Source organism: Pseudomonas sp. GM48 (assembly GCF_000282335.1).
Taxonomy (GTDB): Bacteria; Pseudomonadota; Gammaproteobacteria; order Pseudomonadales; family Pseudomonadaceae; genus Aquipseudomonas.
Window position 1 is genome coordinate 1 of sequence record NZ_AKJM01000112.1, and the last position, 26700, is coordinate 26700.

At 57.0% G+C, this 26700-nt stretch carries 24 protein-coding genes and 1 tRNA gene; 9 read left to right on the forward strand and 16 right to left on the reverse strand.

The window, feature by feature from the left end; all coding sequences use genetic code 11:
• Positions 1 to 798 precede the first annotated feature (798 nt).
• Both PMI28_RS29825 and PMI28_RS09360 read right to left on the reverse strand, forming a co-directional pair.
• Positions 799 to 1968: a reverse transcriptase family protein gene (locus tag PMI28_RS29825; RefSeq protein WP_007989163.1), complete on the reverse strand. Its 1170-nt coding sequence runs from the start codon at positions 1966 to 1968 to the stop codon at positions 799 to 801.
• Positions 1969 to 2152: 184 nt separating this feature from the next.
• Positions 2153 to 3472: a phosphoribosyltransferase-like protein gene (locus tag PMI28_RS09360; protein WP_007989165.1), complete on the reverse strand. Its 1320-nt coding sequence runs from the start codon at positions 3470 to 3472 to the stop codon at positions 2153 to 2155.
• A 229-nt stretch (positions 3473 to 3701) separates the two neighbouring features.
• Here PMI28_RS09360 and PMI28_RS09355 point away from each other — a divergent pair, with 229 nt between their 5' ends.
• Both PMI28_RS09355 and PMI28_RS09350 read left to right on the forward strand, forming a co-directional pair.
• The gene (locus tag PMI28_RS09355) at positions 3702 to 3917 is read left to right on the forward strand and encodes a hypothetical protein (protein WP_007989168.1); all 216 of its coding nucleotides are present in this window, start codon (positions 3702 to 3704) and stop codon (positions 3915 to 3917) included.
• A 282-nt stretch (positions 3918 to 4199) separates the two neighbouring features.
• Entirely contained in the window at positions 4200 to 6668 is a 2469-nt protein-coding gene (locus tag PMI28_RS09350; protein WP_238540705.1) for a hypothetical protein, read from the forward strand.
• Positions 6669 to 7062: 394 nt separating this feature from the next.
• Here PMI28_RS09350 and PMI28_RS09345 read toward each other — a convergent pair whose 3' ends face one another.
• The 11 genes from PMI28_RS09345 to PMI28_RS09295 all read right to left on the reverse strand — a co-directional run bounded on the left by PMI28_RS09345 (position 7063) and on the right by PMI28_RS09295 (position 17190).
• Positions 7063 to 8814, reverse strand: coding sequence for a DUF927 domain-containing protein (locus tag PMI28_RS09345; RefSeq protein WP_007989172.1), 1752 nt, complete (start codon positions 8812 to 8814; stop codon positions 7063 to 7065).
• Positions 8811 to 9683 (reverse strand): toprim domain-containing protein, encoded by an 873-nt coding sequence (locus PMI28_RS09340; RefSeq protein WP_007989176.1) that lies wholly within the window; start codon positions 9681 to 9683, stop codon positions 8811 to 8813. Before PMI28_RS09340 ends, PMI28_RS09345 begins: the two co-directional genes overlap by 4 nt.
• A gap of 131 nt (positions 9684 to 9814) precedes the next feature.
• A complete protein-coding gene (locus PMI28_RS09335; RefSeq protein ID WP_007989179.1) occupies positions 9815 to 10120 on the reverse strand; it encodes a helix-turn-helix domain-containing protein in 306 nt (101 codons plus the stop codon).
• Between the two features lies 1 nt (position 10121).
• Positions 10122 to 10346, reverse strand: coding sequence for a helix-turn-helix transcriptional regulator (locus PMI28_RS09330; protein WP_007989182.1), 225 nt, complete (start codon positions 10344 to 10346; stop codon positions 10122 to 10124).
• A 205-nt stretch (positions 10347 to 10551) separates the two neighbouring features.
• Complete coding sequence (locus PMI28_RS09325; protein WP_007989184.1) at positions 10552 to 11559, reverse strand: hypothetical protein; 1008 nt, start codon at positions 11557 to 11559, stop codon at positions 10552 to 10554.
• Positions 11560 to 11562: 3 nt separating this feature from the next.
• Positions 11563 to 12789 (reverse strand): tyrosine-type recombinase/integrase, encoded by a 1227-nt coding sequence (locus PMI28_RS09320; protein ID WP_007989186.1) that lies wholly within the window; start codon positions 12787 to 12789, stop codon positions 11563 to 11565.
• 174 nt (positions 12790 to 12963) lie between these two features.
• Positions 12964 to 13039, reverse strand: a tRNA-Phe gene (locus tag PMI28_RS09315).
• Positions 13040 to 13142: 103 nt separating this feature from the next.
• Positions 13143 to 13415: an oxidative damage protection protein gene (locus tag PMI28_RS09310; RefSeq protein ID WP_007989188.1), complete on the reverse strand. Its 273-nt coding sequence runs from the start codon at positions 13413 to 13415 to the stop codon at positions 13143 to 13145.
• Positions 13412 to 14479 carry an A/G-specific adenine glycosylase gene (gene mutY / locus PMI28_RS09305; protein WP_007989190.1) on the reverse strand — a complete coding sequence of 356 codons (1068 nt, stop codon included), beginning with the start codon at positions 14477 to 14479 and terminating at the stop codon, positions 13412 to 13414. Before mutY ends, PMI28_RS09310 begins: the two co-directional genes overlap by 4 nt.
• A complete protein-coding gene (locus PMI28_RS09300) occupies positions 14476 to 16707 on the reverse strand; it encodes an AsmA family protein (protein WP_007989192.1) in 2232 nt (743 codons plus the stop codon). Before PMI28_RS09300 ends, mutY begins: the two co-directional genes overlap by 4 nt.
• 78 nt (positions 16708 to 16785) lie before the next feature.
• A complete protein-coding gene (locus PMI28_RS09295) occupies positions 16786 to 17190 on the reverse strand; it encodes an acetyl-CoA sensor PanZ family protein (RefSeq protein ID WP_007989194.1) in 405 nt (134 codons plus the stop codon).
• 231 nt (positions 17191 to 17421) lie between these two features.
• Between PMI28_RS09295 and PMI28_RS09290 the strand changes: the two genes are divergently transcribed.
• The 7 genes from PMI28_RS09290 (at position 17422) to PMI28_RS09260 (ending at position 23231) form a co-directional block, all read left to right on the forward strand.
• Positions 17422 to 19086, forward strand: a complete 1665-nt coding sequence (locus tag PMI28_RS09290; protein ID WP_007989196.1) for an OFA family MFS transporter — start codon at positions 17422 to 17424, stop codon at positions 19084 to 19086.
• Positions 19087 to 19342: 256 nt separating this feature from the next.
• On the forward strand, positions 19343 to 19936 hold the full coding sequence (hisB, locus tag PMI28_RS09285; protein ID WP_003186751.1) for an imidazoleglycerol-phosphate dehydratase HisB: 594 nt from the start codon (positions 19343 to 19345) through the stop codon (positions 19934 to 19936).
• Positions 19936 to 20574, forward strand: coding sequence for an imidazole glycerol phosphate synthase subunit HisH (gene hisH, locus PMI28_RS09280; protein WP_007989198.1), 639 nt, complete (start codon positions 19936 to 19938; stop codon positions 20572 to 20574). Before hisB ends, hisH begins: the two co-directional genes overlap by 1 nt.
• On the forward strand, positions 20575 to 20832 hold the full coding sequence (locus tag PMI28_RS09275) for a DUF2164 domain-containing protein (protein WP_007989200.1): 258 nt from the start codon (positions 20575 to 20577) through the stop codon (positions 20830 to 20832).
• Between the two features lie 42 nt (positions 20833 to 20874).
• Positions 20875 to 21612 carry a 1-(5-phosphoribosyl)-5-[(5-phosphoribosylamino)methylideneamino]imidazole-4-carboxamide isomerase gene (gene hisA / locus PMI28_RS09270; protein ID WP_007972753.1) on the forward strand — a complete coding sequence of 246 codons (738 nt, stop codon included), beginning with the start codon at positions 20875 to 20877 and terminating at the stop codon, positions 21610 to 21612.
• Positions 21613 to 21622: 10 nt separating this feature from the next.
• Positions 21623 to 22393 (forward strand): imidazole glycerol phosphate synthase subunit HisF, encoded by a 771-nt coding sequence (gene hisF / locus PMI28_RS09265; protein ID WP_007972752.1) that lies wholly within the window; start codon positions 21623 to 21625, stop codon positions 22391 to 22393.
• An 82-nt stretch (positions 22394 to 22475) separates the two neighbouring features.
• On the forward strand, positions 22476 to 23231 hold the full coding sequence (locus PMI28_RS09260; RefSeq protein ID WP_007989203.1) for a substrate-binding periplasmic protein: 756 nt from the start codon (positions 22476 to 22478) through the stop codon (positions 23229 to 23231).
• Here PMI28_RS09260 and PMI28_RS09255 read toward each other — a convergent pair.
• From PMI28_RS09255 to PMI28_RS09245, 3 genes are all read right to left on the reverse strand, one after another.
• Positions 23212 to 24471, reverse strand: a complete 1260-nt coding sequence (locus tag PMI28_RS09255) for a trypsin-like serine peptidase (RefSeq protein ID WP_007989205.1) — start codon at positions 24469 to 24471, stop codon at positions 23212 to 23214. The genes PMI28_RS09260 and PMI28_RS09255 overlap by 20 nt on opposite strands.
• Positions 24472 to 24575: 104 nt before the next feature.
• Positions 24576 to 25367, reverse strand: coding sequence for a divergent polysaccharide deacetylase family protein (locus tag PMI28_RS09250; protein WP_007989207.1), 792 nt, complete (start codon positions 25365 to 25367; stop codon positions 24576 to 24578).
• Position 25368: 1 nt separating this feature from the next.
• Positions 25369 to 26688, reverse strand: coding sequence for a S41 family peptidase (locus PMI28_RS09245; RefSeq protein WP_007989209.1), 1320 nt, complete (start codon positions 26686 to 26688; stop codon positions 25369 to 25371).
• Between the last annotated feature and the right edge of the window lie 12 nt (positions 26689 to 26700).

A 26700-nucleotide genomic window follows, 5' to 3' on the forward strand; every position in this document is an offset into this window, starting at 1 on the left:
CGCGGCCTGCCTGACGTACCGCGATTACTGATTTTACGACTGCTTCGCAGCCGAACGCAGCCTCGCGGGCTCGGCAGCTGCTACAGATCGCGTTACCGAATAGGGCGAGTGCCCGTCTTTCGCGTTCACGGCGCACCAGTAAGGCGCCTCTGTATGCGGACCAGGCGCGAGGCTGGAATGCGAACTCAGTCCCTTGATGTCCAGCTCGGCCGGGATCTTGTTCAGTCCGCCGCTCTTCAAAGATCAACACGCAAACCAGGCCATCGGAGTAGGCACCCAGCAGTTCGCATTGGTCTTTCGAAAACAGGAATTTTAAATGAATCGCTGCCAAAGGGGCTTTGGACTTGGCCCTGGCAACCGTTGCGGATGTGGCGATAGGAGGTGGGAAATTGTCGCTTCGAAGGTGACCGGACCAGTGCCGAATCAAATCGCAGGCATAAAAAAACCCTGAATCTTTCGATTCAGGGTTTTCGGTATTTGGTGCCAGAGACGGAATCGAACCACGATCTAAAAGTCTTGTTTTTAAGAGTTTTACTGCTTTGTTGGAAATGAAATGACCCTAAAAGTGTCCCTAAAACAAAATGTACCCTCCCCCAGTACGACTTCACTCACACAAAACCGTGTCTGCGGGTTACCAAAAAACTATGGATTAGTGTTTGAACGTGACAGGGAACGGTCTTTGAGTTGAATGGTCTGGACTTTTTATCCTCCCCCCTGGTAGGCGGTGTGCGCACGTTCACTCTCAAGGGCCGGTCAAGGCTCATGCCGGTCGTCACTGACCGTAGTAACCCGATGCTTTCAATAAATGATGGGCCACGGCACAGCCATCAATCGCGTTTTTATTTCAGCACCGTAAACGGGCTCAATCTGACTTGCATATGCCGCGAGCCCAAGCAAATGGTTGCGCAGCCCGGCAACAGCTGAAAAACCACGGTGCTGTGCATGTCTTACTGGGCCAATGTCTTCATGCTCAAGGTAGTGGAGATGCATGCGCATTTTGTTCTTGAACTCACGAGTCAGACACGGTGCGTCTCGGTCTGCCAATAGTCCGAGGACTATCTTCCGTGCTCGCGGCGGAACTACTTGAGTCTTCGCAAGATTTGGTTCGAGTCCAAATCGCCCAAGCACTTGATAGACCTGCTGAATGAGAGAGCCTGCGGCAGCTCTGTCGAACTTAGGCTTAGTTGTAGAAAAGGTCAGGTCGTCAGCGTACCGCGTGAAATTGAGGCCGTACGATTTGGCAATCTTGGAAAGTTCGATGTCCGCTTCGCGCATCACCAAGTTCGCGAGCATTGGACTGGTGGGGGCGCCTTGGGGTAGGTGCCCGAGTCGTGGAAGCGCGTAGTTCCTAATAGTTGAGACGTGCAACGGCGCTCGTCGCCACCAGCGCTGCGTTCGAGTAAGCCATGTGTTGGGACCAACACGTGTGCATAGCCTTGCAAGCTCAAGGGAAACGAGAGGTTGATAACCAAGGCGCCTAAAGACTTTGTATACAGAAATCTCCGATATTGACTCGAAGAACCTACGCACATCAATCTTGATGAGCCAGCGGCTGCCACAATGAGGGCGAACCGCATCAATTAGCCTTGCCTTCGGTGCAAACGCGGTGCTTGCCGAATGCGGCCGGCCATGGACGAGCACGTGCCGAGCTATCCATCGCTGGGCGTCGCCAAGTCTCGCGTCGGGTACGCAAATTACTCTGAACCTCAAACGTCCGTCTGGTTGAGGGCGCTTACGAACACGGAAAACCTTGTACGGGTCTGGCTCGTCACGGCTCACGAAGCTACGCAGGTCTTGGTATGAAACGCCGCTCAAATGGGACAGATGCCCAAGTGTCAAAATGGGAGGGAGGGATGTGTGAACGGCAACTACTGCCTCGCTAGCAGCGATTGCCGCTTCGAGCACAGCCTCTGAGACTCCCAGTTCCTCAGCGGCACGGCGATAGGGTTGAGGCTTCCAATCTGTCATCTACTTTGACACCCGCAGGGTGAGGGCTCCCGCCGCAAGCCGAAGCCCTCGCCACGTAGCCTTGTGGCGGGAGCGCTTAGCCGTAAGCGGGGGCTAAAACATAGAGCAGCAGTAGTCTGCGCCCGGTTGATGCGTCGAAACGCATCAATGGTGGTTGCGTCCTTAACAACAACGCGCACCGAATCTAGACTTCTGAGATTGGTTGCCTCAACGATTTCGGATAGTACGGTGTTTGTTGAATTTGGCCAACACGCTGTAGACGTTCTTGCATCTGTTCATCCACTTTCCTGCGAGCGTGCCGAAGTTGCCCCACCCCCGCGTCGGTCAGTCGACGTTGAGAGTCAATCCACTTGTAGCTGGCCATCAGTCGGCAAAGGCGCGCCACAGTATGGGTAGGCAAACCTGTTCGGCGGGACAGCACGCTGTCATTGAGTCTTGGGGGGCGGGAAAGAGCGCCAAGCAAAAGAAACACTTCGCCTGTTGGAATGTTGGACTTCACGACAGCAGCTGACCTAGCCAGGGCAGCATGTCCAATGCTTTCCAAGCGTTGCTGTATCTTCCCGCTAGTCATGCTGACTCCAAAGGAGCTGCTGTCGATTCCGGCCGTCACCCGGGAAGGGAACAGCGGAACCCACTGCGAGTCTTTGCGCTTGGAAGCCTTGTGGAACATCAGCGGTACGTTGTTCGGTGCCCCGTGAGCGAACACTAGAAGTGTTCCGGTACCGCCATAACCTAGGCTGGCGCTTCCCGAAGACCAGGGCGCGATATCTGGGTCACCAACTGTGGGGTCGTATGTTTCGCACAGCCTCTTTATCTTTCCGGCCTTGATCTTTGACAAGGCGGTATCGATAGTGGGGCAAGGCATGACATGAATCACGTCCGGCCGGCAACGATGGCTTCGAACGTACCTTTCACCCATCTCTGTACTAGCGTACGTGACAACAGCGAACTTCAGAAAGCGGCCGGACCACCAACTGCGAACAGACCTAACTAGCCACGCTGCTTGAAGGTATCGGTAAGCGCGCTGGCCGCTGCCTACGATATCCGTTACAACCCAAAAGGCCCGAACCTTCTTTCGCCGAATTTGCTCAGGGCCGGGATGGCTTATGAACCGCCGGGGAAATTCGCGGCAAAGGTCTGTAATCAAGCGAGCGACGATGCCCTCGCTGCCTACAGATGGGTCATATGCCTTCGTTGCCTTGACCGCCGCTGGCCCGGCGCTGCCCTCAGCACGACGTGGTGGCTTGCGTGACGGTTCCTTAAAGAGCTTATGGGGGACGCCGAGGCGGTGTCTGAGTTCTCGCTCAGCGTAGAGCGCGATAACCCCACCAACTTTCTCAGCTCGTTCAAGGATAAGCGCTCGGAGGTGGTCATTAAAGTCGTCGCGCGAGACCAACAGAAAGGCTCCCAGCAGCTCCTCGGCAAGTGGACGGTCACCCATCGAAAACTGGTCGAGCCACTTTTGTCCTTGCTCGCTAATTATGACGGAGTGATGGTCGGACATGGGGACTTCCAAAGAGAATGCGCCAAGAGTAGCCCAGTTTTTCCATGTTCAGTCACTGCAACTCGCTTTTCAGCGATCCAACAGCGGAGATCAACGCTCGGTAACTTTGGGTCGAAAGTAACCGGTGACAGCTTCACCAGTTGACGATATGCCAATCAACCTGTTGCGGGTTCCAATCGGGAGCACTGTCGCTGCTATGCTGGGGCTTTCTTGAAAGGAATCGACACCCATGCCAAGCGATTACTCACTGCCAGATGTACTGGAAAGGCTGTACGAAAACCAGCAGGCTCTGGAGGCGGCCATTATGGAGTTGACACTGCTAGTTGAGGAGCAAGGGGCACGAGAAGTGGGCGGAAATGTCCGTGGTGCACTGTGCTCCATAGGTGAAAACGCTGGCCATATCAAACAAGGCATAGCTCGATTGAAGAAATTGGACATCGGTTGACCGATTGCACACCAAAGGCGCGTCGACAGTCATGTCGAGGTGAACTCGGTTCCAGTCTGGTTCACCTCACAGGCAGCTATCGGCCCAGAGCGGGAGGGTGGCTCTAGGTATATATCCACTTCGACATTGGCTGTCGAAGTTAATACGAGATGGCTTTCGAAAAGCAAGAAGAATGTTGCTAGCTAATGTACTTAGTCGCTTTAACTGACAAGTGAGATATGCGAGATGGATTTTTCGGGGGTTATAAATTCTATACTTCAGTTCGGTGTTAAGGTTAATCAAGTGCTCAACGAATTTGGATGTTGGGTAATAACTGCCGCGCGCGCAGCAATTGTAGACGAAAAAAGTGCGGTTTGGGTAACATTGGTAACTGATATAATTACCATTGCGGCAGCCTTGGGTGCACTTGCACTTCCAATATCTTTAAATGTCATCGAGGCGACTAGGACACGCTACAGAAGCCCTTCGCTATTAAAGATAACCTCTTCACTTTCAGGGATAGATGCCAAAAAATTAAATCAACATCTGTTCATGGTTTTAGCGGTTTCCCTCGCTGCTAAGTTGATCATATCAATTCGAGTATTCGATTTGATTTCCTTGGTTCCATATTTGTGCGGGCTAACGGTCTGGTTCGGGTCTGTGGTGTATCAAGTATATCGACATCTTAAGTTTACATACACTTTTATGTCGAATATAGAAGAGATACACGAACGCATCTATCGGAGCATTAATAATTATGCGCAGGCCAGCTTTCTACGGGCTGATGGTGGGCAGGGTCTATTGTTCTCCAGGTCACTAAGAATAAAAGGGCTGTTTTCTAAAAAAGTGAGGATTCAGGATAACATTGCTGCCTTGATAGAACTCGAGTCCTATTTGCTCTGCACTGACCCGGCCAAAGTTACCTTGGATAGCCGAATCACAGATATTTCGTACAAGGCGTTTAATAATCTAGATAATTATGAAGCAAACGAGTTTGCGCGTCACTTGCTGGCTTCTCTCCCGTCGGTCTTGGCCGCAGTTGAAGTCTCCAGAGAAGTAGATGTTTACCAATCCATAGCAGGGTTTTATTTGTATCTTGTAATGGGGGCGATCCTTTCCAAAGAAGAATATAGATCACAGATTGGTGTGATTGAAAGGATCGCGAGGTTCAGGGAGGAAAAACTTCCCTCGTACGGCCGTTTTTGCAGAAATGGTCGTTTATTTCTTAATTTTGCTAATAAAACAAAGTCTAGCAATGAGGCGTACACGTATCTCCAGGAGCATTTTAATTTTCTAATTGAGACCTCTGTTCGCGAGCAGCCAGCAAATATACCGGAGCTTTTGAGTAATGTCCGTTATGTAATACAGTTCAAGAGCAATTATCAAGAAGGTGGGTGGGGTCTCCCTAAACATGTTGCAGAGTTGTGGGGGTGCTCATGTTTACCGGATTTCGATAGCGACGTTGCTGATACATATGCCGGGCGTACAACAACAGACGAGCTTAAAGAAAAAATTGAAAATAAATATAAGCCGGAGATGCAAGCATATCTCGAAGTAAAAATCTCGGACAAGGAATTAATTAAGGAGAAGTTTGAAGCTATAGATGTGGCGTTAGGCAAGTGCTGGAAAGGTATAGCATTAAAAAAATTCTCCAGTGAAATAGAAACTGGGACTTTGAGAGCTCTAGCCACATTGCTGTCCACACATCCGGAGATAGTGGTCGAGTGTAGGGAGTTGCGTAATCCAGCTGGGTCGCGTTCGTTCAATGTGGGTCACTCACCGGTTCCAACATCTTTGGGTGAATGTATCGGAGCATTTTTATCTTCGAAGAATTTTGGCGAGTTTTATACGCTCCGCCTGGACGACCTCCAGGAATATAAAATAGTAGATGCCATAGGGGCACTTATAGTCTACGAGCTTTGGAATACTTACATATTGGGTGCAACTGGCGCTACCATCAAACCTGAAATGTCTACACCTACAATTCCAACTAGCTTGTTGGGTGAGCTGAAAGACGCTACTCAAAGAGTCCCGTTGCTAAAAACGTCACTACTTAAAACTTTAGCCAACGTTAGATTTATTGACAGGCTTGGAGTTTTGCCAGAGCAAGCGTTAAGCTTGCGAGAATATGCTTGTAAGTTTTGCGATTTGTTGGGAGAGGCGCTTGAGCAAAAGACAAAGTCTCAGATTGCCAGTCAGAAACTGGACCTCGTATCGTTGGAAAGATTTAAGCGTGAGGTTATAGAGCAACTCGGCTCGTCCGTAAGTGAATATTCTTTGTTCAAAAGACTCACGCTAGGTCAAGTGCAACCTATAGTTTCACATTTCAGCCTACCGCGCGTAGCTTTTCTTTCGGGAACTGATACTCATTACTTTTTCGATATGTATGGCTCAGATTTAGCTCGGGAAGTTCATGACTGGTTAAGTGCTCAAATACTACTCTACAATCACCGGACTGAAAACTCAGAATTTACACTCCCTACTCGTAAAGCTGAATGGATGATTTGCTCTTCCGGTGCGCTGAAGAAATTTTTATCAGTCGGATTTGCGACTTCGGGTAGAAATATTATATGGCCCGATGGAAAAGGAAGAATGAAATTCATCGAGGTAGATTGCGATGGCACTGGGTATTACCTGGTTTTATCGGGTGAAAGCCTACTTACAGTAAGTTATGAACATCTAGAAAGCGGACTGCCTATAGATATTAGCTTCACCGATAATGGTGAAAGTGTCAGCTTTAAAATTGAATACTTCGTTAACGCGCGACGCTGACTCTTTATATTGAACCCATTGGCCACTCAAAAAAGCCTAACGGCAGCATGGCAGGTTTGGAATAGCGGCTCACCATCGCCCCATCAGCGCTGTTGTTAGCCGCGCTGTCTTCTATGCGGGTGGTGGCGCCCGGCGGCAATGCAGGCCAGGGTCATGGTTTCATTCTCGAACATGTTTTTGTCGAGGGGGCAAAGGGGATGAAGGGGGCAGCCAGTAATGGCGCGGTCTGTAGCGGCCCCCTACGTTTTTTCAGTGAGGGGACAGAGGGGGCAAAGTTGTTCGTGTGTCCCCGCTGTCCCCTTTGAGTTTTCTGAGGTGGGGGCGGCACTAGCCCTTGCGGCACTGGGGCGCCCCCTTTGTCCCCGCTGTACCCAGCAGAAAAAGCAAAGGGCGTTTAAGTTTCTGGCTCTAGCTTCGTCGGATCGATGAAATACAGCTTCAGCTTGGTGCCGTCGGGCAGCCGCTTGGTCGCTTGTGCTCGGCCTGCTTCCCGCTTAGTAATTGCTCCGACTGAATCAAGCGCCAGCACTACACGGCCAAGATCGTAACCTTTGGCGGCTTCCTCCAGGCCGGGGCGGTTGAACAGGAATAGACGTCCGCTCGGGGCGTCTTCCCAGTAGCCGGCGCGGTCCCTGGCTTCGCTGTGCAGATTGTCAGCACCAGAGAAACGAGTATCGCCATGTCGGGCGATGAAGTCGGCAATACTCTTAAGAATCTGGTGATTCTCGCTTGGACCTTCACCACGGCCAGCACGCCACACGTCGAACAGGTCCAGTATGGCGGCTAGGGCGGTGCCTGCTGGGATGGTAAGAACGCCGAATTTAATAGCCAGCTCACCAGCTAATGCGACCAAGGCAAAGCGTTCCGCGGCGCGGCCTTCTTGCCCATTGGTGCTGGGAAACTTAGCGACCATAGAAGCCAGCCACTCAGGTAACTTACCAACGTCACCTGACGCCAACAGCTTGCGGATAAACTCTGGTCCGGCGTGCCCGTAGTCGGTCACACTTGCGCGCTGGATGGCGTCGGAAAACTCCCGGCCCCCGCTCATGCCGTGCAAGTTGTCCCAAGCTCCAAAGGCGCGACGCGCTGGAATATCCAGAAGACGGATTTCTTGACCGGCACGGCTGCGCTTACCGCCTTCGGCCATCAGTGCTGATAGCCCCAGTTCACCCGATGAAAACAGCATGACGCGCCAGCGTTTGATTGCCCGTGCTACTCCGTTGCGGCTGGCTCTGGTCTTTCCGCTGCCGTTGGCCATTGCGTAGACCACGTTGCCTATTTCCCGAGGGTCCGCTTCGCCTATTTCGTCCAGGGCTAACACCGTGTCATTGCGCTGGCTGGCGATTCCTTCCAGACCGTTGCCAGTGGCGCGCCATGTGCGCTTGAAGTCTTCACCGTGCCCCCATACCGAGGCGCCGGCCAGAATGGCGGAACTCTTACCAGTGCTTGAGTCACCAAAGATGTGAAACCCACCACCTTGGCGCTGGACATGAAACAGCAGCGCACCGGCCAGTGACGCGCAGACGCTCAGCACCAACAGCGGGTTGCCTTCACAGCGTGCGCCAATGTTCGACTGCCATCCGGCCAAGGTGCCAGCGTGCCGGTAATCGTCTCCATTGGCGGCCTCACTCTGAAAAATAGCGTCACCTATACCGATGTTCTGCCGGGGCATGATGAACAGCTCGGGCGTGTGCCAGCCGGTAGATGTCGCAGCGATAACCCGACGTTGCGGGTTTTGGCTGGCGATGAACTGGCAAACTTGGTAGCGACGCTTGTAATCAACGTCTAGGCCCATGCTCAACAGGGCAGCCAGAATCGAATCAGGCTTGCCGGCCAGCAGTTCGTTGGGCATGGCCCAAGTCAGCCAGCGGTTATCGGAATTGCGAAAGCGCAACAGCCGGCCATAGTCGCCGTCCTTGCCTTCGTTGCGGGTGACGGCATCTACATGCAAAGGCGCGCACAGCCACTCATCGAACGGCATGCGGTCGCCGGTTGCCTTGTCTTCCTTGTTGCCGTGATACCAGACGCCAGCCCGAAGCGTGGAGCCGTCCAAGGTGAGTGGATGGTCATAAACACGATACTCCGGGCGGTCTATTGGGGCGGCGGCGGAGTCAGGAATCAGCGGGGTAATGGTGGCGGCTGTCATTGGCAAAGCTCCCGCCATTGGCGCAGATCGTTGAAGTCGGAAAGATTTTGCGGTGCGTCGGCGGGCCACTGCGGCAGCACCAAACCACAACCCAGCACGGTGGCTGCTTTGGTGGCGTAGCTGCGCCCCGGATTGCCCTCGGTCTGTCGGTCGTCGTCACCTGCCACGATCAGTATGGAGTCGGGGTGCTGGCGCTGGAGTTTCCGGCCAACCTCCAGCAGGTTTCCGGCGTTCATCGCACAGGCCACCGCAGCACCAGTTTCGGTGTGGATCGTCGCGCCGGTGGCCCAGCCCTCACACAGGTACAACGGCTGGTCGGCGGTGATGCTGCCCAGTGGCGAACAGCAGCCCTTCACCATGCCACCAGACAGAAAACGCTTGGCGCCGTCCGGGTAGATGCGTTGCAGGTTCACAATTTTCCCGGCAGAGGTCAGTGGCACCAGCAGCATGTCACCCGACTGGCGCAGGGCAAAAGCACGTACCCCCTTTGCGACCAGATACGGGTGGTCGGGATCGGCACGGCGGGAGTCACGCCATAGGCGATTGGCATATTCAGCCGTGGATTGCTGGCGCTGGTGTATCTCGGCTTCGCGCTGACGCTGAGCCTGCTCGATACGCTGGTGAATCAATAGTGCTTCTTGGTGATTGGCTGGTTCACGACTGCGCCAAGTGTGTGATTTGCCAGCCTTCCAGGACCCAAAACAGCCGGACGAGATGCCGTCAGCGAATAGCAGATACCAACCGTTCAGTGTGCCTTGCCGGTCGCCGGAAATGTGGAAGCGGTGAATATCGCCGTCAGGAATGGGTACCAGATCAAGCGGCCCATAGTGGCTCTGTAGAAAATCACGAAACAGAATCACGCAATCCATAAGGTCACCTCAATAACGATCAACAGAACAAGGTCAGCACTCGCGGAGGCTAGGGTGAACAGATAGCGGTGAGCCAAATTTGGGCAAACCTTCGGCGTCGGCGGGGTAGTGCCGTTTTGAACTTTCATGGGTTATGCCTCGGTTTGGGCAGGCGCGGCGCTGGGGCTCAGGAAGTACAGCGCGATACCGTGATGGGTGCGGCCTTGATCATCTGTAAGGCTGATGCGCTGGGTTTGGATCGAATGGCCGGCTGCGCGCAGTTCGGCGACACGCCCCCCTGGGTGAATAATGTTCAGCTCACGTCGAGCGGTGAAAGTGTCCACTGGTTCTAGTTTGAGTTGCGCGAGCAGCCGGGCGCGTTGCGCGGTGGTGCTGGTATCATTGGCGGGTGAATTGTTGGGGCTGGACGTTTGGTTGGCACTTTTTTTTGTGCTCATGTTAGGCAACCTCCCCGCGACATGCGGCGATGCGGTCTTCGCACCACTTGTGTACTTCACTTGCCAGCCACGCTACGGACTTCGGGCCGAGGGTGACCTGAGCAGGGAAGGTGCCGGCTGCAATGCGCCGGTAAATCTCGGATGTTGAAAGAGTGGTCAGGGCTTTGACTTCGACCAGCTTGATAAAGCAGCGTGGGAGTTGGGAGGTGGCGGTGTGTGCGGTCATGGGTTTTCTCCAGACGAAAAAAAACCCGCACGATGGCGGGCCGAAATGAAGAAGCCCGCATTAGGCGGGCTTCTGGGTATGTGGCGAATTTTGAGCACAAAAAAACCGGCTCCTTGGCCGGTTTATTTACTCAGTGCGCAGATACCACACACTAGGGTTTAAAATACGCCATCCGGACATTCCGTGCAATACCTAAACCGCCCAATCAATTCTTTTGTGGTGTTTTTTGATATGCAATCTTTCTCGCCGCCCAGTCTAGGCAGGTTCGACATACCCTAAAAGTCGAGCCTGTCGAGTCTCTGATTTTCTCGGAATCTTTGGCTGTAGCTGGTTTCTTGCAGGTGCTGCAAGTCATTTTTCTTCCCCGGCTGGATATGGTTCTTAGGTTTTCTGGCCTGAGGTCAAAAGGATTGCCGCTTATGACTTCGACTTTTTGTCCTTTGATGTGTGTCCCATTGGCAATCAACTCGGCTAGTGGAAAACCACCAGTGGCATATTCGCCAGCCAGCCGAACAGATAGGGGGGCGTCCCATGGTCTCGACGTTGTCAGGTTGTCTACGATGCTTTGCAGCCATTCCGCGTGGGTGCCTTGCGATCCAAAATCCTCCGCAAGCCTCATTTTACCTTTGTTGGTTAGGCTGCTAAATACTGCGCCTGGGGTGATGTGCGTTTGCAGTCCGCTAACTTCAACCTTAAGTCCGAGCCGCTCACTTGGTTCATCCGTGTCGGGGAGGACAATCCATTGTTCCGGCTGATAATGCGTATTATTTGTAGAGCGGCCTAGATAAATCCAGTGCTCGCCGTAGCGGAAGAATCCGCAAAGCATTAGCTCCAGAAGTCTTGATGGTGGCGGCGCGATGAACTCGGCAGTGGCCGGTTCGCCTTGTTTGGTCAGGTATTGAACTGAGTACGATCTACGTGCCCCGGTAGCGGGTGATAGTAGGCTGCTGGGTTTTGGGTGGATGAAAACCTTGTCCAGTCCGCAGATGAATTGCGCCTCATCTTTCAGTGATTCCAGCTTATGCCCCTGCAATCCGAAAAGAGCCCACCACTGACTCGCAGCTTTTCGCTCTAGCTTTTCGCGTATTCGTTGGGCTATGCCTTTGTCCAAGAAAGCATTTTCCTCAGCAGAAAGGCTGCCGGCCTCTCTGGCTTTTTCTTTGAGCCAGGACTGTTTTTTTTCCCAGTTAGATAAATCGACGTCAGGGGGCATCTGTTAAGCCTCGCGCTTAATGCTTACTACGTTAGTGCCTGCGCATAGCGCGTCGATTGAGTCGGCCCAGTTTTGCATCATTTCCCGTCGCTGCTCCAGGTAAGCGGCGTGGTTGTAGGTGGCGCGGATTTCATCCTTATCGCCGTGGGCCAGTTGGCGCTCTATCCAGTCTTTGTGGTAGTTGCGCCCGTTCAATTCAGTGCTAAGTAGGTGCCGGAATCCGTGGCCGGTCTGGCGGTCTTTGTACCCCATCAGGCATAGCGCCTTGTTGATGGTGTTTTCGCTCATTGGTCTTTCCGGATTTTGCTGGCCAGCGAACACCAGCGGATAACGCCCGGTGATTTCCTTAAGCTGGCGCAAGATGGCGACGGCCTGGTGCGGCAACGGCACCATGTGCGTGCGTCGGGCTTTCATGCGTTCTTTCGGGATCGTCCAAGTCTCCGTGTCTAAATCGAACTCGGCCCAAGGCGCTGCGCGCAGTTCGCCGGGGCGAACGGCAGTTAGTATTAGTAGGCGGATGGCGCAGCGGGTCAGGGTGTTGATGTTGGTGGTGTCGATCTTGCTTAGCAGTTCGGGGAGTTCGGCAAAGGTGACGTGCGGGTGATGGCGGGCGGACTTGGCTGGTGCGGCCACCACGTCCAGATCGGTGGCAGGGTTGGTGTCGACAGCACCGCGAGCTAGTCCGAAGCGAAATATCTGGTGCAGCCACTGGCGAATTTTGCCAGCGGCATTCAGCTTGCCCCGTGCTTCCACCTTGCGGACTAGTTCAACCAGCTCGGGGCGGGTAATAGCTTTGAGTGGGCGCGAACCGATACCCGGTATCATGTCATTTTCCATGTACAGCTTCGCCTTGTAGGCTGTGCTCTCTGCCCAGCGTGGCGAGTTGTAGGCATACCATTCCCGCGCTAGTGCCTCGAATGTCAGTCCGATGACCTTTCGTGCCTGCTTGTCGGCTCTCTTTTGCTCACCAGGGTCTATGCCATTCGCCAGTTGTTCGCGTGCCTCTGTGCGCTTCTGGCGGGCCTTGACCAGGGAGAGGTCCGGGTATGCGCCAAGGGATAGCGGGGTTTTCTCTTGGTCGGCAAATCGGTACTTGAAGCGCCACAGCTTTGAGCCGGTCGGTTTAATGTCCAAGTACAGGCCTTGGCCGTCAGTCAGCTTGTAGGGCTTCTCTTTGGGCTTTGCTGCCTTGATGGCGGAGTCTGTCAGAGGCGAGACTTTGCGAGGCATAGGGCACCTTCGTAGGGTCGTCGGAGATGATCGAACCGGTGACGTCCTTAAAGATGACCCTAAAACTTTGGGCTTGCAAGGGAGGGTAGGGGAATCACAGACAACAAAAAACCCGCACTAGGCGGGTTCTTTGTGGGTTGTCAGGTGTTTTTGGTGCCACCTGAAAACGAAAGGTGGTGCCCAGAGACGGAATCGAACCGCCGACACGGGGATTTTCAATCCCCTGCTCTACCGACTGAGCTATCTGGGCAACGGGGCGCATTAAACGGGTTTTTCAGGGGGTCGTCAAGCAAGTTTTCAAAAAAATTTTAATTATTACCGTCGCTTACGTTCCGACCCCCGATAAATCGGGGTTATTCCGATGGCGGTACGTAGCCTTCGGCCTTGGCGTAATCCTCGCCGGAGAAGTACTTGTCCATCTCGCCCTGAAGATATTTGCGATCTTCGGCGTTCATCATGTTCAGGCGTTTTTCGTTGATCAGCAGGGTCTGGTGTTTCTGCCAGTCGGCCCAGGCCTTTTGCGAGACGTGGTCAAAAATGTCCTGGCCTTTGGCGCCCGGGAAGGGAGCACGCTCCAGGCCTGGCAATTCTTCTTTGTACTTGCGGCACATGATGGTGCGGGTCATGACGACTCTCCTGCGTTCAATACGGCGGCCGCGCGTTCGAGCAAGGTTTTGACCGGGGCGGCAAGGCCCAGGCGCGGCGGGGTGGCGAGGTTATACCAGAGCCAGTCAGCCTCGGCCACGTGATGGCCGCTCTCCTGGACCTGAACCAGCCAGGGTTCGATGGATAACTGAAAATGGCTGAAGGTGTGCACCAGGCTCGGCAATGCCTGCTGGGTGCCCAGCTCCAGCGAGTGCTGCGCTGCCAGATGTTCCAGGTCGTCGAGTTCGTCGAGTTCCGGCAGGCTCCACAAACCGCCCCACAGGCCCGTGGAGGGGCGACGGTAAAGCAGAATGGCGCCTTCGGCGTTGGCAAGCATCGGCATCAGCGTGCGCTTTTGCGGGATGGCCTTGCGCGGCTTGGGGATCGGGTAACGGGTTTCCAGACCGAGCATGTGCGCCTCACAGCCTTTTTCCAGCGGGCACAGCAGGCAGCTCGGTTTGCTGCGGGTGCAGAGCGTGGCCCCCAGGTCCATCATCGCCTGGGTGTAGGCGTTGACGCGGTCGTGCGGCGTGAAGCGCTCAGCGTTGGCCCAGAGCTGTTTGGCGACCTTCGGTTCGCCGGGGTAGCCCTCTTGCGCGGTAAAGCGCGCCAGCACGCGTTTGACGTTGCCGTCGAGGATCGGCGCGCGCAGGCCCATGCTGATGCTGGCAATGGCACCGGCGGTGGACAGGCCGATCCCCGGCAGGTCGGTGAGTTTTTCCACGTCCCGGGGAAATTCGCCGCCGTACTGTTCGACGACGATCTTCGCGGTCTTCTGCAAATTGCGCGCGCGGGTGTAGTAACCCAGGCCCGTCCACAGGTGCAGCACTTCGTCCTCCGGCGCCGCAGCCAGGGCTTCGACCGTTGGCAACGAGGCCATGAAGCGGTCGAAGTAGTTCAGCACGGTGCTGACCTGGGTTTGCTGCAACATGATTTCCGAGACCCACACCCGATACGGGTTGATGTCCTGTTGCCAGGGCAAATCGTGACGGCCGTGGCGGTCGAACCAGTCCAGCACCGCCGTTGAAAACTGCTCGGCTCTCATCGCTTGAACAGCTCCTTGAGCGCGTCTTTCAGTTTCGGGTTGACCTTGTCGCCCCATTTCTCGTCGATTTTTTCGCTGATCCTGTCGCCAGCCAACTTGGTCGCGACCTGGCTCATGCGTTCGTTATCCACGCGGCAAGCCTTGGCGCCCAGCTCCAGCGGGCCACGGCAACGCAGCGGCCACTCGATGCCGATAAACTTGTCACCCACCTGGCATGCCGGGTCCGGCATGGCGCTGGTATCGCCTTCGACGATGATGCCGACGCGGTAGTCCATGCCCAGCACTCGCAGGTCGATGTCGCCGTCACCGTTGACGGTCATGCCCGGGATGCGCACTTTCAGGTCCGGGTTGCTGGCCACGCCGTTGCGCAATGTCAGGTTGCCCTTGAGTTCCTGAAACGGTGTGTCTTTGCCCCGGGGTTCGCCGCTGAGGGTTTTGCGGTTGAGTGTGGCGATGCCTTTGCACAGCTGTTGTTCAAGGTTGGCATTGAGCAACACGCCATTGTTGATGACGAAACTGGCATTGCCATTGAGGGTTTCGATCAACGCTTTCTGGCTGTTGCCGTTGCCGGTCAGGCTGCTGTTGAGCGTGACCAGGCCTTTGACCGGCGGATTCTTGCCCTGGCTTTCGAGGATTTTTTCCACCGGCACACGGGTGATCTTCGTCTGCAGGTTCAGCGCCGGCACTGGCTGGCGCACATCGAGCGTGCCGGTGGTTTCGAAGTTGCCCTCGTACAGCTCGCCGCGCAGGTTGGCCAGCGTCAGCAGGCCGCCCTGACCGGTAGCCTTGAGCGCAGCGTTATGGATCGGCAGTTTTTGCAGGGTCAACTGGCCGAAGGTCAGGTCGGCGTCCACATCGAGCTTGCTCAAGCGTTCCACTGGCAACAGGCGCTCGTTGCTCCACGCGTCCTTGGTCGGTGCTGGTGGCAACGGCGAGTTGCCGGCGCCGACCATGGCATCGGCTTCGGTGCTGGCGACTTCGGCCTGACGCACTTGCGTCGCGCTATTGGCCTCGGCGGACTTCGGCGGCAGGTAACGGTCGACGTTGAAGGTGTCGGCCTTGAGCACTGCGCGTAGCGATTGCCTGGCGAAGTCTTCGACGGCAATGCGCCCGCTGAAGGTGCTGTCGTCGACTTTCAGGTTGATGTTGTCGAGCGCCAGGCTGGTCGGTGTCGCTGCCAATCGGCTGACCAGCTCGACTTTACTCAGGCTGCCTTCGGCCATGGCCGGGAGCTTCTGGCCAATGCTTTCGACGAATTTCGGCAGGTCGAACTGGGCAATCGAGATGCCGCCGCTGACTTGTGGGGTCTTGTCGAGGTCGTTGACCTTCAGTTCTCCCAGCGCCCGCAGTTGGTTGGCGGAAATTTTGATACCGGTCCACTCGGCGACATTGGCGGCCTTGTCCAGCACCAGTTGGCCCTGGGCGGAGAAGGTCATGGTCTTGCCTTGCAATGGGTCGCCGGTCACCTCACCTGAAAATCTCATGTCTTCGAACTGATAGCGCTGCAGTGCACGTGCGATGCGCAGCTCACCATTGAGCTCGGTGCGCACTCGCAATGCGGGCTGGTTGGCTGACAGGAAAGCCGTGAGCTTGAGCGGGATGTTGACGGAGTCGTGAACCGCACCGGTGCTCAACTGAATACTCTCGGCGCTGAAACTCTTGCCGGTTTGTTCGTCGCTGTATTCGACCCGTGCGTTGTTCACGGTCAGGCTGTCGATATCCAGGCGGATCGGCTGCGGCGGTTTTTCCGCCGCGACGCTGGCTGCGGGTGCAGGTTCAGCCGCAGCGGGCGGAGTGCTGGTCGCGCCGGAGTTGGCCGGTGCCGGCAGCTTGCCGACGTCTTCCCAATTGCCGTGGCCGTCCTTGTCGCGGTTCAGGCGCAGGTTCAGGCCTTCGACGCGCACGTCGCTCATCTGCACTTCACGGCGCAGCAGCGGTATTACGCGCACCGACAGGCCGAGCATCTGCAAGTCGGCAAACGGTTCAGTCGGTTTGATCAGGGTCGCCACACTGGCGTCGTGCAGCTCCAGGCCCAGCCACGGGAACAGGCTCCAGCCGATATCGCCATTGAGCGTCAGCTCGATGTGGGCCTTGTCGCGGGCAATCTGGCGAATCTCGTCTTTGTAGTCGTTGGGATCGAAGAGGTGGGTCAGGGCAAAGCCCAGCGCCACAATGATCAGCAACAGCCCGAGAAGTACCAGACCCAGGATTTTGCCGAACGCTTTCATGGGCGAGTCCTTGTAATTAATCGAATTCAAAATTTAGCCGAGGAGTATAGCGCTCCGGAACGGACGACCGGTCAGCGATCATGCCGGCAGTACATCCAGCGGCAGTTTCAGCTTGGCAGCCAGTGCCTGAGCCTCCAGATGCCCGGCAGGCGCGAGCAGGCGCAGGGTCATGCCCGATTGCGCGGCCATTTTTTGGGCTTCGGCAACCAGTCGCTCGGCGACACCACGGCGACGGGTAATTTTTCGCACACAAATTAGTGACAAGTGCCAGGCGTCTTGGTGCCGTTGCAAGCGGGCGGCGCCCAGCAGGCGATCATTGAAGCGTCCGGCGATCAGTGTGCCGTCGCGCAAACAGTCTTCGATCAACTGCGTGGCCCCGGAAAAAGGGGCGAACAGCCAGTCCGGGGCATCGCAGTAGATCTTCTGCAGATCCTGCCGATCCTGGGAAGTGGCTTGGTTCAGCGGCTCGACAATGATCGGCATGGTGATTCCTGTGAGGTCATGAAGTGATAGAGATCAGATGACGTACAAAAGGTGATGTCAGTTTGGTTTTCCTGTCACTTGCAGATGGTAACCTTTGCCCGTTCGTCCGTCCTTCTGCGACCTGTTGTCGCACAACTGGGTGCTCCACCAAAAAAACGGTCATGTCTGCGTGCATAAAGGCCGGGAGTGAACTGTGGCTGGCGAACCATACTGATAATTGGGGGATACACAATGACCACGAGCATCACGGCGGACGGCTTCGGCGCCGACCAGCCTGCGTTCCTGTCCAAGGAGCGGATCATCGCCAAGCCTGGTTTCAACCGTTGGCTGGTGCCACCGGCCGCGTTGGCCATCCACTTGTGCATTGGCATGGCCTACGGCTTTTCGGTGTTCTGGCTGCCGCTGTCCAAGGCGCTGGGCATCACGGCTCCAGTGGCCTGCGCGCCAGACATGAGTTTTATCACACAAGTCTTTTCGTCCCAGTGTGACTGGCCGATCTCGATGCTCGGCTGGATCTACACCCTGTTCTTCATCTTCCTGGGTTGCTCGGCCGCCATCTGGGGTGGCTGGCTGGAGCATGCCGGACCGCGCAAGGCTGGCGTAGTGTCGGCATTGTGCTGGTGCGGCGGTCTGCTGATTTCGGCGCTGGGGGTGTATACCCACCAGATCTGGCTGATGTGGATCGGCTCCGGGGTCATCGGCGGTATCGGCCTGGGACTGGGCTATATCTCGCCGGTGTCGACCCTGATCAAGTGGTTCCCGGACAAGCGCGGCATGGCCACCGGCATGGCGATCATGGGCTTCGGCGGTGGCGCAATGGTCGGCGCTCCGCTGGCGGCGGCGCTGATGGGACATTTTGCCTCGCCAACCAGCGTCGGTGTCTGGCAGAGCTTTCTGGTTATGGCCGCGATCTACTTCGTGTTCATGATCGGTGGCGCGTTGTCCTATCGTGTTCCGCCAACCGGCTGGAAACCGGAAGGCTGGACGGCACCGGCGAAAAAAACCTCGAACGCGATGATCACCCATCGTCATGTTCACGTGAATGTGGCCTGGAAAACGCCGCAGTTCCGTCTGGTGTGGCTGGTGCTGTGCCTGAACGTATCGGCCGGTATCGGCATCCTCGGCATGGCGTCACCGCTGTTGCAGGAAGTGTTCGCTGGCAAGTTGCTGGGCAATGACCTGGCGTTCGGCCAACTCGACGCTTCGCAACTGGCTTCGATTGCCGCCATCGCTGCCGGCTTCACCGGTTTGCTCAGTCTGTTCAACATCGGTGGCCGATTCTTCTGGGCTTCGTTCTCGGATTATCTGGGCCGTAAAAACACCTATTTCGTGTTCTTCGCCCTTGGTTTTGCGCTGTACGGACTCATTCCAAACCTCGGTCACCTGGGCAGTGTCGCGCTGTTCGTGGCGGCGTTCTGCGTCATCCTGTCGATGTACGGCGGTGGTTTCGCGACGGTCCCGGCGTATCTGGCGGACCTGTTCGGTACGCAAATGGTCGGTGCGATTCACGGTCGTCTGCTGACGGCGTGGGCTGCCGCCGGTGTGCTCGGTCCGGTGCTGGTGAACTACCTGCGTGAGTATCAGTTGAGCATCGGTGTCGAGCGTGCGGCGGCTTACGACATCACCCTGTACATCCTCGCCGGCCTGCTGGTACTGGGTTTCCTGTGCAACCTGCTGGTGCGTCCGGTGGCGGACAAATACTTCATGACCGACGCCGAACTGGCCGCCGAACAGGCGCTGGGCCATGACAAAGGTGCTGACAGCAGCACCGTGCTGGAGTGGAAAGCCGCGCCGGGCAGCAAGCCGCTGGCGATTGCCGCTTGGCTGGTGGTGGGCATTCCGCTGGCGTGGGGTGTGTGGGTGACCCTGCAGAAGACTGCGGTACTGTTCCACTAACGCAGGTCCCTGTGGGAGCGGGCTTGCTCGCGAAGAGGGAGTATCAGTCGACACAAGTGTGGGCTGACCCACCGCTTTCGCGAGCAAGCCCGCTCCCACATTTGTTCTGTGTGACCTCAAATAGCTTGTACTGACATGTACACCCTCGGCTGTGCTTGATTCACTCCGTCAGGGATATCACCTCCCGTGTTTCTGTTTGGCGCCCGCAAGCCTATAATGGCTGCCTTTTTCGCCCAATGATTTTGCGGAGCTGGTGATGGCCGAACGTAAGGCGTCTGTCGAGCGCGACACTCTGGAAACCCAGATCAAAGCCTCGATCAACCTCGATGGCACCGGAAAGGCCCGATTCGATATCGGTGTACCTTTTCTTGAGCACATGCTGGACCAGATCGCCCGTCACGGGCTGATCGACCTGGATATTGTCAGCAAGGGCGACCTGCATATCGATGACCACCACACCGTGGAAGACGTCGGTATCACCCTCGGCCAGGCCTTCACCAAAGCCATCGGCGACAAGAAAGGCATCCGTCGCTACGGTCATGCCTACGTGCCGCTCGATGAAGCGCTGTCGCGCGTGGTGATCGATTTCTCCGGCCGTCCCGGCCTGCAGATGCATGTTCCGTACACCCGTGCCACCGTCGGCGGCTTCGACGTTGACCTGTTCCAGGAATTCTTCCAGGGCTTCGTCAACCACGCCAACGTCACCTTGCACATCGACAATCTGCGTGGGCACAACACCCACCACCAGATCGAAACCGTGTTCAAGGCTTTCGGCCGCGCCCTGCGCATGGCCGTCGAGCTCGATGACCGCATGGCCGGGCAAATGCCTTCGACCAAGGGCGTCCTGTAATGCAGACAGTCGCGGTTATCGATTACGGCATGGGCAACCTGCACTCGGTGGCCAAGGCCCTCGAGCACGTGGGTGCCGGCAAGGTGCTGATCACCAGCGATGCCAACGTGATTCGCGAAGCCGACCGGGTGGTTTTCCCCGGCGTCGGCGCCATTCGCGATTGCATGGCGGAGATCCGTCGCCTCGGTTTCGATTCGCTGGTGCGTGAAGTCAGCCAGGACCGTCCATTCCTCGGCATCTGTGTCGGCATGCAAGCCTTGCTCGACACCAGCGAAGAGAACGACGGCGTCGACTGCATCGGTCTGTTCCCGGGCCAGGTGAAGTTCTTCGGCAAGGATCTGGTCGAGGACGGTGAACACCTGAAAGTGCCGCACATGGGCTGGAACGAAGTGAAGCAGAAGGTGAGTCACCCGCTGTGGCACGACATTCCAGACCTGGCGCGGTTTTACTTCGTGCACAGCTACTACATCGCTGCCGCCAACGCGCGTCAGGTCGTGGGTGGCGGTCACTACGGTGTCGATTTCGCCGCGGCGCTGGCCGAAGGCTCGCGTTTCGCCGTGCAGTTCCACCCGGAGAAAAGCCATACCCATGGCCTGCAGTTGCTGCAGAACTTCGCTGCGTGGGACGGTCGCTGGTAAATGGCCGTCAAGAAGAAGCCGCCGATTCTGACCCTCACTCCCGAGCAGGAGAGTGAGGCCAATCGCAAGATCAAGCGTTTCATGGAAGACCGCTTCGAACTCGACCTCGGCTCGTTCGAGGCGGCGGAGATTCTTGAGCTGTTTACCCGTGAAATTGCTCCGCACTATTACAACAGGGCGATATTCGATGTGCAGGCGCACCTCAAAGAGAGGTTCGAAAGCATCGAAAGCGACCTGTGGGCGCTCGAGAAAAACTGATTTCCGAGCCAAGCTGAACATTCAATTCTGAAGGTTTGCCAGATGCTGATTATTCCCGCTATCGATCTTAAAGACGGTGCCTGTGTTCGTCTGCGCCAGGGCCGCATGGAAGATTCCACGGTGTTCTCCGATGATCCGGTGAGCATGGCTGCCAAGTGGGTGGAGGGCGGTTGCCGCCGTCTGCATCTGGTCGACCTGAACGGCGCATTCGAAGGCCAGCCGGTCAACGGCGAAGTGGTCACCGCCATCGCCAAACGCTACCCGAACCTGCCGATCCAGATCGGCGGCGGTATCCGCTCTCTGGAAACCATCGAGCACTACGTGAAAGCGGGCGTGAGCTACGTGATCATCGGCACCAAGGCTGTGAAAGATCCGGCCTTCGTTGCCGAAGCCTGCCGTGCGTTTCCAGGCAAGGTGATCGTCGGCCTGGACGCCAAGGACGGTTTCGTTGCCACCGACGGCTGGGCTGAAATCAGCACCATCCAGGTGATCGACCTGGCGAAGCAGTTCGAAGCCGACGGCGTCTCCGCCATCGTTTACACCGACATCGCCAAAGACGGCATGATGCAGGGCTGCAACGTTCCGTTCACCGCGGCGCTGGCTGCTGCAACGAAGATCCCGGTGATCGCTTCCGGCGGCATCCACAACCTGGGCGACATCAAGACCCTGCTCGACGCCAAGGCGCCGGGCATCATCGGCGCCATTACCGGGCGTGCGATTTACGAAGGCACCCTCGATGTCGCCGAAGCGCAAGCTTTCTGCGATTCGTACAAAGGCTGAGGAAACGACCATGGCCCTGGCCAAACGCATCATCCCTTGCCTGGACGTGGACAACGGCCGGGTGGTCAAGGGTGTGAAATTCGAAAACATCCGCGACGCCGGCGACCCGGTGGAAATCGCCCGTCGTTATGACGAGCAAGGCGCCGACGAGATTACCTTTCTCGACATCACTGCCAGCGTCGACGGCCGCGACACCACGCTGCACACCGTCGAGCGCATGGCCAGCCAGGTATTCATCCCGCTGACCGTGGGCGGTGGCGTGCGTACCGTGCAGGACATCCGCAACCTGCTCAATGCCGGTGCGGACAAGGTGTCGATCAACACTGCCGCGGTGTTCAACCCGGAATTCGTCGGCGAAGCCGCGCAGCATTTCGGTTCGCAATGCATCGTGGTTGCCATCGACGCGAAGAAGGTATCCGGTCCGGGCGAAACCCCGCGTTGGGAGATCTTCACCCACGGCGGACGCAAGCCGACCGGCCTCGATGCGGTCGAGTGGGCAAAGAAAATGGAAGGCCTGGGCGCCGGTGAGATCCTGCTGACCAGCATGGACCAGGACGGCATGAAAAACGGTTTCGACCTGGGCGTTACCCGAGCGATCAGTGATGCGCTGGGCATTCCAGTGATTGCCTCTGGCGGCGTTGGCAACCTGCAGCACCTGGCTGACGGCATTATCGAAGGCCACGCCAGCGCTGTACTGGCGGCGAGTATTTTCCACTTCGGCGAATACACGGTGCAGGAAGCCAAGGCTTACATGGCCCATCGCGGAATTGTGATGCGCTAAACGCCAAAAACGATACAGGCCAGTGGACACCATGGCGGGCCCAAGGCACTCTTGGGTACGCCATGGATTTCGGTAGCCAGACATGCTCAGACGCTTTCTTCTCGTCCTTGCCAGCGCTTCTCTGTTGTTGATCAACGGAGCACACGCTAAAGACAGCCCCGATACAGACCTGGTGTTGCTGACGGAAAACTTCCCGCCGTACAACATGGCGAAGAACGGCAAGAACTTCGCTCAGGACGAGAACATCAATGGCATTGCCACCGATATCGTCCGCGAGATGTTCAAGCGCGCCGACATTACCTACAGCCTGACGCTGCGTTTCCCTTGGGAGCGAATCTACAAACTCACCCTGGAAAAGCCCGGTTACGGCGTATTCGTCATGGCGCGGCTGCCGGACCGCGAGAAGCTATTCAAATGGGTCGGCCCAATTGGCCCGGACGACTGGATCATGCTGGCCAAGGCGGACAGCAAGATCACCCTCGAAACTTTGAATGACGCGCGCAAATACAAGATCGGCGCATACAAGGGCGACGCGATTGCCGAGACGCTGGCCAAGCAGGGGCTCAACCCGATCGTTGTACTGCGCGATCAGGACAACGCGAAAAAACTGGTCAACGGTCAGATCGACCTGTGGGCCACCGGTGACCCGGCCGGGCGCTATCTGGCTCGCCAGGAAGGAGTCAACGGGTTGAAAACCGTACTGCGCTTCAACAGTGCCGAGTTGTACCTGGCGTTGAATAAAGATGTGCCGGATGAGGTCGTGGCCAAGCTGCAAGCGGCACTGGATCAGATGCGCAAGGAAGGCGTGGTGGATGAGATTATGGGACGGTATCTGTAATCATCGCTTCGATAGCCTGAGACGGAGTGTCCGGCGTCGCGCTCAAGTACACGGCACTTGTAAACACGTTGTTCAACGTCGCCCTTGTCAGCTGCTGTTCCCCTGAGCTGACACCAATAATGCAGAGCGCAGATGCGCCGCTTTGCGGGCCGATTTCAGTATTGATGTAAGCATCTTCAGTGCTGATCGCGGCGCTATAGTTATTTGGCACCTGACAATCCCGAGCGTTATGGACCGTTTTATAGCGATAGAAGGGCGCCTCGAGGGAGAACCTGAAGTCCCGCGTAGGCAATACGATCTGCCCAACCGCGTTTTGCGTTCTATGAACGTATGACTTGAGTTTCCAGGGCTCCATGACAGTCAGCTCGACCGGCTCCAACGAACAGTCCGCCCCATCGCGGGTGAAGACGCCGTCAATAAAGCACTTGTGCAGGAAGTTGGCCGAGTAGCTGTAGTTGAAACGCGCAGCCGTGCAAGACGTCGAGTGCTCACAATCGGGCGGCACCGGGATATTGCGCCACATCGCGATTTTACTGACGATGCCGGTGATTTCATTGGTGCGGCGGTTCAGCATCGGGCTACCGGAGCTGCCAGCGTGAAGGTCGCAGTTGTTTTTCATGGCCAAAGGGAACACCCCGGGGTGATCGATGAACGTTCCGGCGGTTTGTTCAGCGCAGGCACTCAATCGAAGCCCGTCTTCGGCAAAGCCAGCCGGCGCGCCAACGTTAAGCACATCCTGACTCTCGTAGGTTTGATGGGACGCCAGTTTGAGCGGGTTGACCCCGGCCTGTATCAGCGACGCCAATGTCGCGTCGACTTCGAGTACTGCAAGATCGGTCCCGACCAGACTGCTCCATCGGGCCGTTCGGATGGCGTATTGGCGCTTTCGCTGTGGCACGTCATGAAAGTAGTGGAACGTGACGCTGGCTTTCAAAGGCAGATTGGTCCGCGCCGAACCGTACTCAAAGAACACACAATGACCGCTGGTAAGCAGGTAAGCAGGGCCAGTTGCTTGGCCTTGTCTGTTGCGCGTGTCCAGCAGCACGGCGCTGCAGGTCTCGCCCGATTGGAGGCTGAGTCGTCCCACGCCGCTCCAGATTTCATAAAAATGCTCACTGTTTTGCAAGGCTCTTGATGGTGAACCGTTGACGGTGCCTTCGCCCAAGTCGCGGGCTTGTGCGGCGGAAATAGCCAACAGGCCAATCAGGCCGGTGAAGCAAAAGAAGCTGAGATATTTCATGTCCATTCCTTGGTGATGAAATTCGGGGTGAGCGCTATCGTGGCACGCGTCTGTGTGCCGAAAGGTATAAATAGTTATCGCGAAATGGAGTGGGCGGCGAAGAATTACCGCGCGGTCGGGAGGCGGTACTGGCCATCCTTGCCGTGAGCTGCGGTCGCCTGATTGCCGCGCACACTGATCATCTGCCGGATATCAATCCACTCGATGCCCTGAGCCTTGAGCTTGGGCAATTCGCGCTCCAGCACCGAAAGTGTCTGCGGATACGGATGCCCGATCATCACCGCCGAGCCTTGCTTGTGCGCAAGGCTGATCGCTATCTGCAACTGAGTGAAGATCGCAGCTTCAGTACGCTCATCGTCGAGGAACACGTCCCGCGAAACGCTGGCCAAACCGATCTTCTGCGCTTCGGCAGCGGCCACGGTCAGGGCGCTGGTGCGGCTGTCGACGAAAAACTTGTGCCGTCGTTGCAAGTCCGCCATCAACCAGGCCATCGCCGCTGGTTGCGCGGTCATGCGGCTGCCCATGTGATTGTTGATGCCGCTGGTGTACGGGACCATTTTGAACGCGGCGTTCAGGCGCTTTTCCAGCTCATCGACCGGCAGCTCGGGATGCCAGGCGAACGGTCCGGTGGCCGGATCCATGGGCATGTGCAGAATGACGATCTTGCCGGCGCGATGGGCTTCCCGGGCGAATTCGGTCGCGTGGGGCGTGTCGGGCATGATCGCCGTGGTCACCGGGCCGGGCAGGGCCAGCACGCGACGATCCCGGGGCAGGTTCTGCCCCAGGTCATCGATGATCAGACTCAGGTAGGCTTTGTGGGGCGTTGATTCGGCGGGTTCTGCGTGAGCAACACCCGCCAGGCAACACAACAGACCGATCAACAACCGCAGAAGCATCTCAGCGGCCGGACGTGATGCTCAGCCCTTTGAGCAGGCTCAGGGCCTGGGCCAGTTGGTAATCGTCGTCCTGCGGCATGGATTTGGCTTTACCGCTGGAGCCGGTCGGTTTGTCGGCACCGCCGTTGCCATTGCCCAGGTGACCTTGCAGATCGGCTTCCTTGAAGTAGTCGCTGTCCTGCTCGCTGGTAATCTTGGCCTTGCGTACTTCGATGTCCGGGACGATGCCCTGGGCCTGGATCGAGCGGCCGTTCGGCGTGTAGTACAACGCCGTGGTGATCTTCAAGGCGCGTTCATTGTTCAGCGGCAGCACGGTTTGCACCGAGCCCTTGCCGAAACTGGTGGTGCCCATCAGCACGGCGCGTTTCTGATCCTGCAGGGCGCCGGCGACAATTTCCGAAGCCGAGGCGCTGCCGCCGTTGATCAGCACGACCATTGGCACGGCTTCGCTTTCGTCCTTGCCGGTGGCCGAGAAGCGCAGCTCCGAATTGGCGATGCGGCCCTTGGTGTAGACGATCAGGCCCTTGGTGATGAAGTGATCGACCACTTCCACCGCTGCCTGCAACACGCCACCCGGGTTGTTGCGCAGGTCGAGGATGATGCCTTTGAGCTTCTTGCCGTTGTCCTTGCGCAGCTTGGCCAGGGCCTTGGAAACCTCTTCGCCGGTCTTGACCTGGAACTGGGTAATGCGGATGTAGCCGTAGCCGGATTCCAGCAACTGGCTCTTCACGCTCTTCACCTGGATGACGGCGCGAGACAGGGTCACGTCGAACGGCGTGCCGCCGTCGCGCACCAGGGTCAGGGTGATTTTCTGGCCGATCTTGCCGCGCATTTTGTCCACGGCTTCGGTCATGCTCTGGCCACGGGTGGGCTGGCCGTTGATCTTGACGATGAAGTCGCCGGCCTGGATGCCGGCCTTGGAGGCCGGGGTGTCGTCAATGGGCGACACCACTTTGATGAAGCCATCTTCGGCTCCGACTTCGATGCCAAGGCCGCCGAACTCACCGCTGGTGCTTTCCTGCAACTCGGCGAAATCTTCAGGGCCCAGGTAGGCGGAGTGCGGGTCGAGGTTGCTGAGCATGCCCTTGATGGCGTTTTCCAGCAGGGTCTTGTCGTCTACCGGTTCGACATAAGCGGCTTTGATCCGGTCCATCACCTCGGCAAAGGTGCGCAACTCGTCCAGCGGCAGTGGCGCCTTGGTGGTTGCGGCAGTGCCCGCAGGCGCAACCGCCGGGGCTGGTTGAGCGGCAAACGCCAGAGGCGCGCCGATCACCAGGGCGATCGTCAGGGCCAGCGAGGTAAGGCGGGACAAATGCAGCATGTCGAACGAACT

What these genes read in the sequence shown, in the direction of transcription:
- PMI28_RS09345 (WP_007989172.1), bottom strand. Translation starts at nt 8,814, where the DNA reads ATGACAGCCGCCACCATTACCCCGCTGATTCCTGACTCCGCCGCCGCC.
- PMI28_RS29825 (WP_007989163.1), bottom strand. Translation starts at nt 1,968, where the DNA reads ATGACAGATTGGAAGCCTCAACCCTATCGCCGTGCCGCTGAGGAACTG.
- PMI28_RS09300 (WP_007989192.1), bottom strand. Translation starts at nt 16,707, where the DNA reads ATGAAAGCGTTCGGCAAAATCCTGGGTCTGGTACTTCTCGGGCTGTTG.
- PMI28_RS09330 (WP_007989182.1), bottom strand. Translation starts at nt 10,346, where the DNA reads ATGACCGCACACACCGCCACCTCCCAACTCCCACGCTGCTTTATCAAG.
- hisB (WP_003186751.1), top strand. Translation starts at nt 19,343, where the DNA reads ATGGCCGAACGTAAGGCGTCTGTCGAGCGCGACACTCTGGAAACCCAG.
- PMI28_RS09255 (WP_007989205.1), bottom strand. Translation starts at nt 24,471, where the DNA reads ATGAAATATCTCAGCTTCTTTTGCTTCACCGGCCTGATTGGCCTGTTG.
- PMI28_RS09250 (WP_007989207.1), bottom strand. Translation starts at nt 25,367, where the DNA reads ATGCTTCTGCGGTTGTTGATCGGTCTGTTGTGTTGCCTGGCGGGTGTT.
- hisH (WP_007989198.1), top strand. Translation starts at nt 19,936, where the DNA reads ATGCAGACAGTCGCGGTTATCGATTACGGCATGGGCAACCTGCACTCG.
- PMI28_RS09260 (WP_007989203.1), top strand. Translation starts at nt 22,476, where the DNA reads ATGCTCAGACGCTTTCTTCTCGTCCTTGCCAGCGCTTCTCTGTTGTTG.
- hisF (WP_007972752.1), top strand. Translation starts at nt 21,623, where the DNA reads ATGGCCCTGGCCAAACGCATCATCCCTTGCCTGGACGTGGACAACGGC.
- PMI28_RS09340 (WP_007989176.1), bottom strand. Translation starts at nt 9,683, where the DNA reads ATGGATTGCGTGATTCTGTTTCGTGATTTTCTACAGAGCCACTATGGG.
- PMI28_RS09325 (WP_007989184.1), bottom strand. Translation starts at nt 11,559, where the DNA reads ATGCCCCCTGACGTCGATTTATCTAACTGGGAAAAAAAACAGTCCTGG.
- PMI28_RS09360 (WP_007989165.1), bottom strand. Translation starts at nt 3,472, where the DNA reads ATGTCCGACCATCACTCCGTCATAATTAGCGAGCAAGGACAAAAGTGG.
- PMI28_RS09310 (WP_007989188.1), bottom strand. Translation starts at nt 13,415, where the DNA reads ATGACCCGCACCATCATGTGCCGCAAGTACAAAGAAGAATTGCCAGGC.
- PMI28_RS09275 (WP_007989200.1), top strand. Translation starts at nt 20,575, where the DNA reads ATGGCCGTCAAGAAGAAGCCGCCGATTCTGACCCTCACTCCCGAGCAG.
- PMI28_RS09320 (WP_007989186.1), bottom strand. Translation starts at nt 12,789, where the DNA reads ATGCCTCGCAAAGTCTCGCCTCTGACAGACTCCGCCATCAAGGCAGCA.
- PMI28_RS09355 (WP_007989168.1), top strand. Translation starts at nt 3,702, where the DNA reads ATGCCAAGCGATTACTCACTGCCAGATGTACTGGAAAGGCTGTACGAA.
- PMI28_RS09245 (WP_007989209.1), bottom strand. Translation starts at nt 26,688, where the DNA reads ATGCTGCATTTGTCCCGCCTTACCTCGCTGGCCCTGACGATCGCCCTG.
- hisA (WP_007972753.1), top strand. Translation starts at nt 20,875, where the DNA reads ATGCTGATTATTCCCGCTATCGATCTTAAAGACGGTGCCTGTGTTCGT.
- PMI28_RS09335 (WP_007989179.1), bottom strand. Translation starts at nt 10,120, where the DNA reads ATGAGCACAAAAAAAAGTGCCAACCAAACGTCCAGCCCCAACAATTCA.
- PMI28_RS09290 (WP_007989196.1), top strand. Translation starts at nt 17,422, where the DNA reads ATGACCACGAGCATCACGGCGGACGGCTTCGGCGCCGACCAGCCTGCG.
- PMI28_RS09295 (WP_007989194.1), bottom strand. Translation starts at nt 17,190, where the DNA reads ATGCCGATCATTGTCGAGCCGCTGAACCAAGCCACTTCCCAGGATCGG.
- mutY (WP_007989190.1), bottom strand. Translation starts at nt 14,479, where the DNA reads ATGAGAGCCGAGCAGTTTTCAACGGCGGTGCTGGACTGGTTCGACCGC.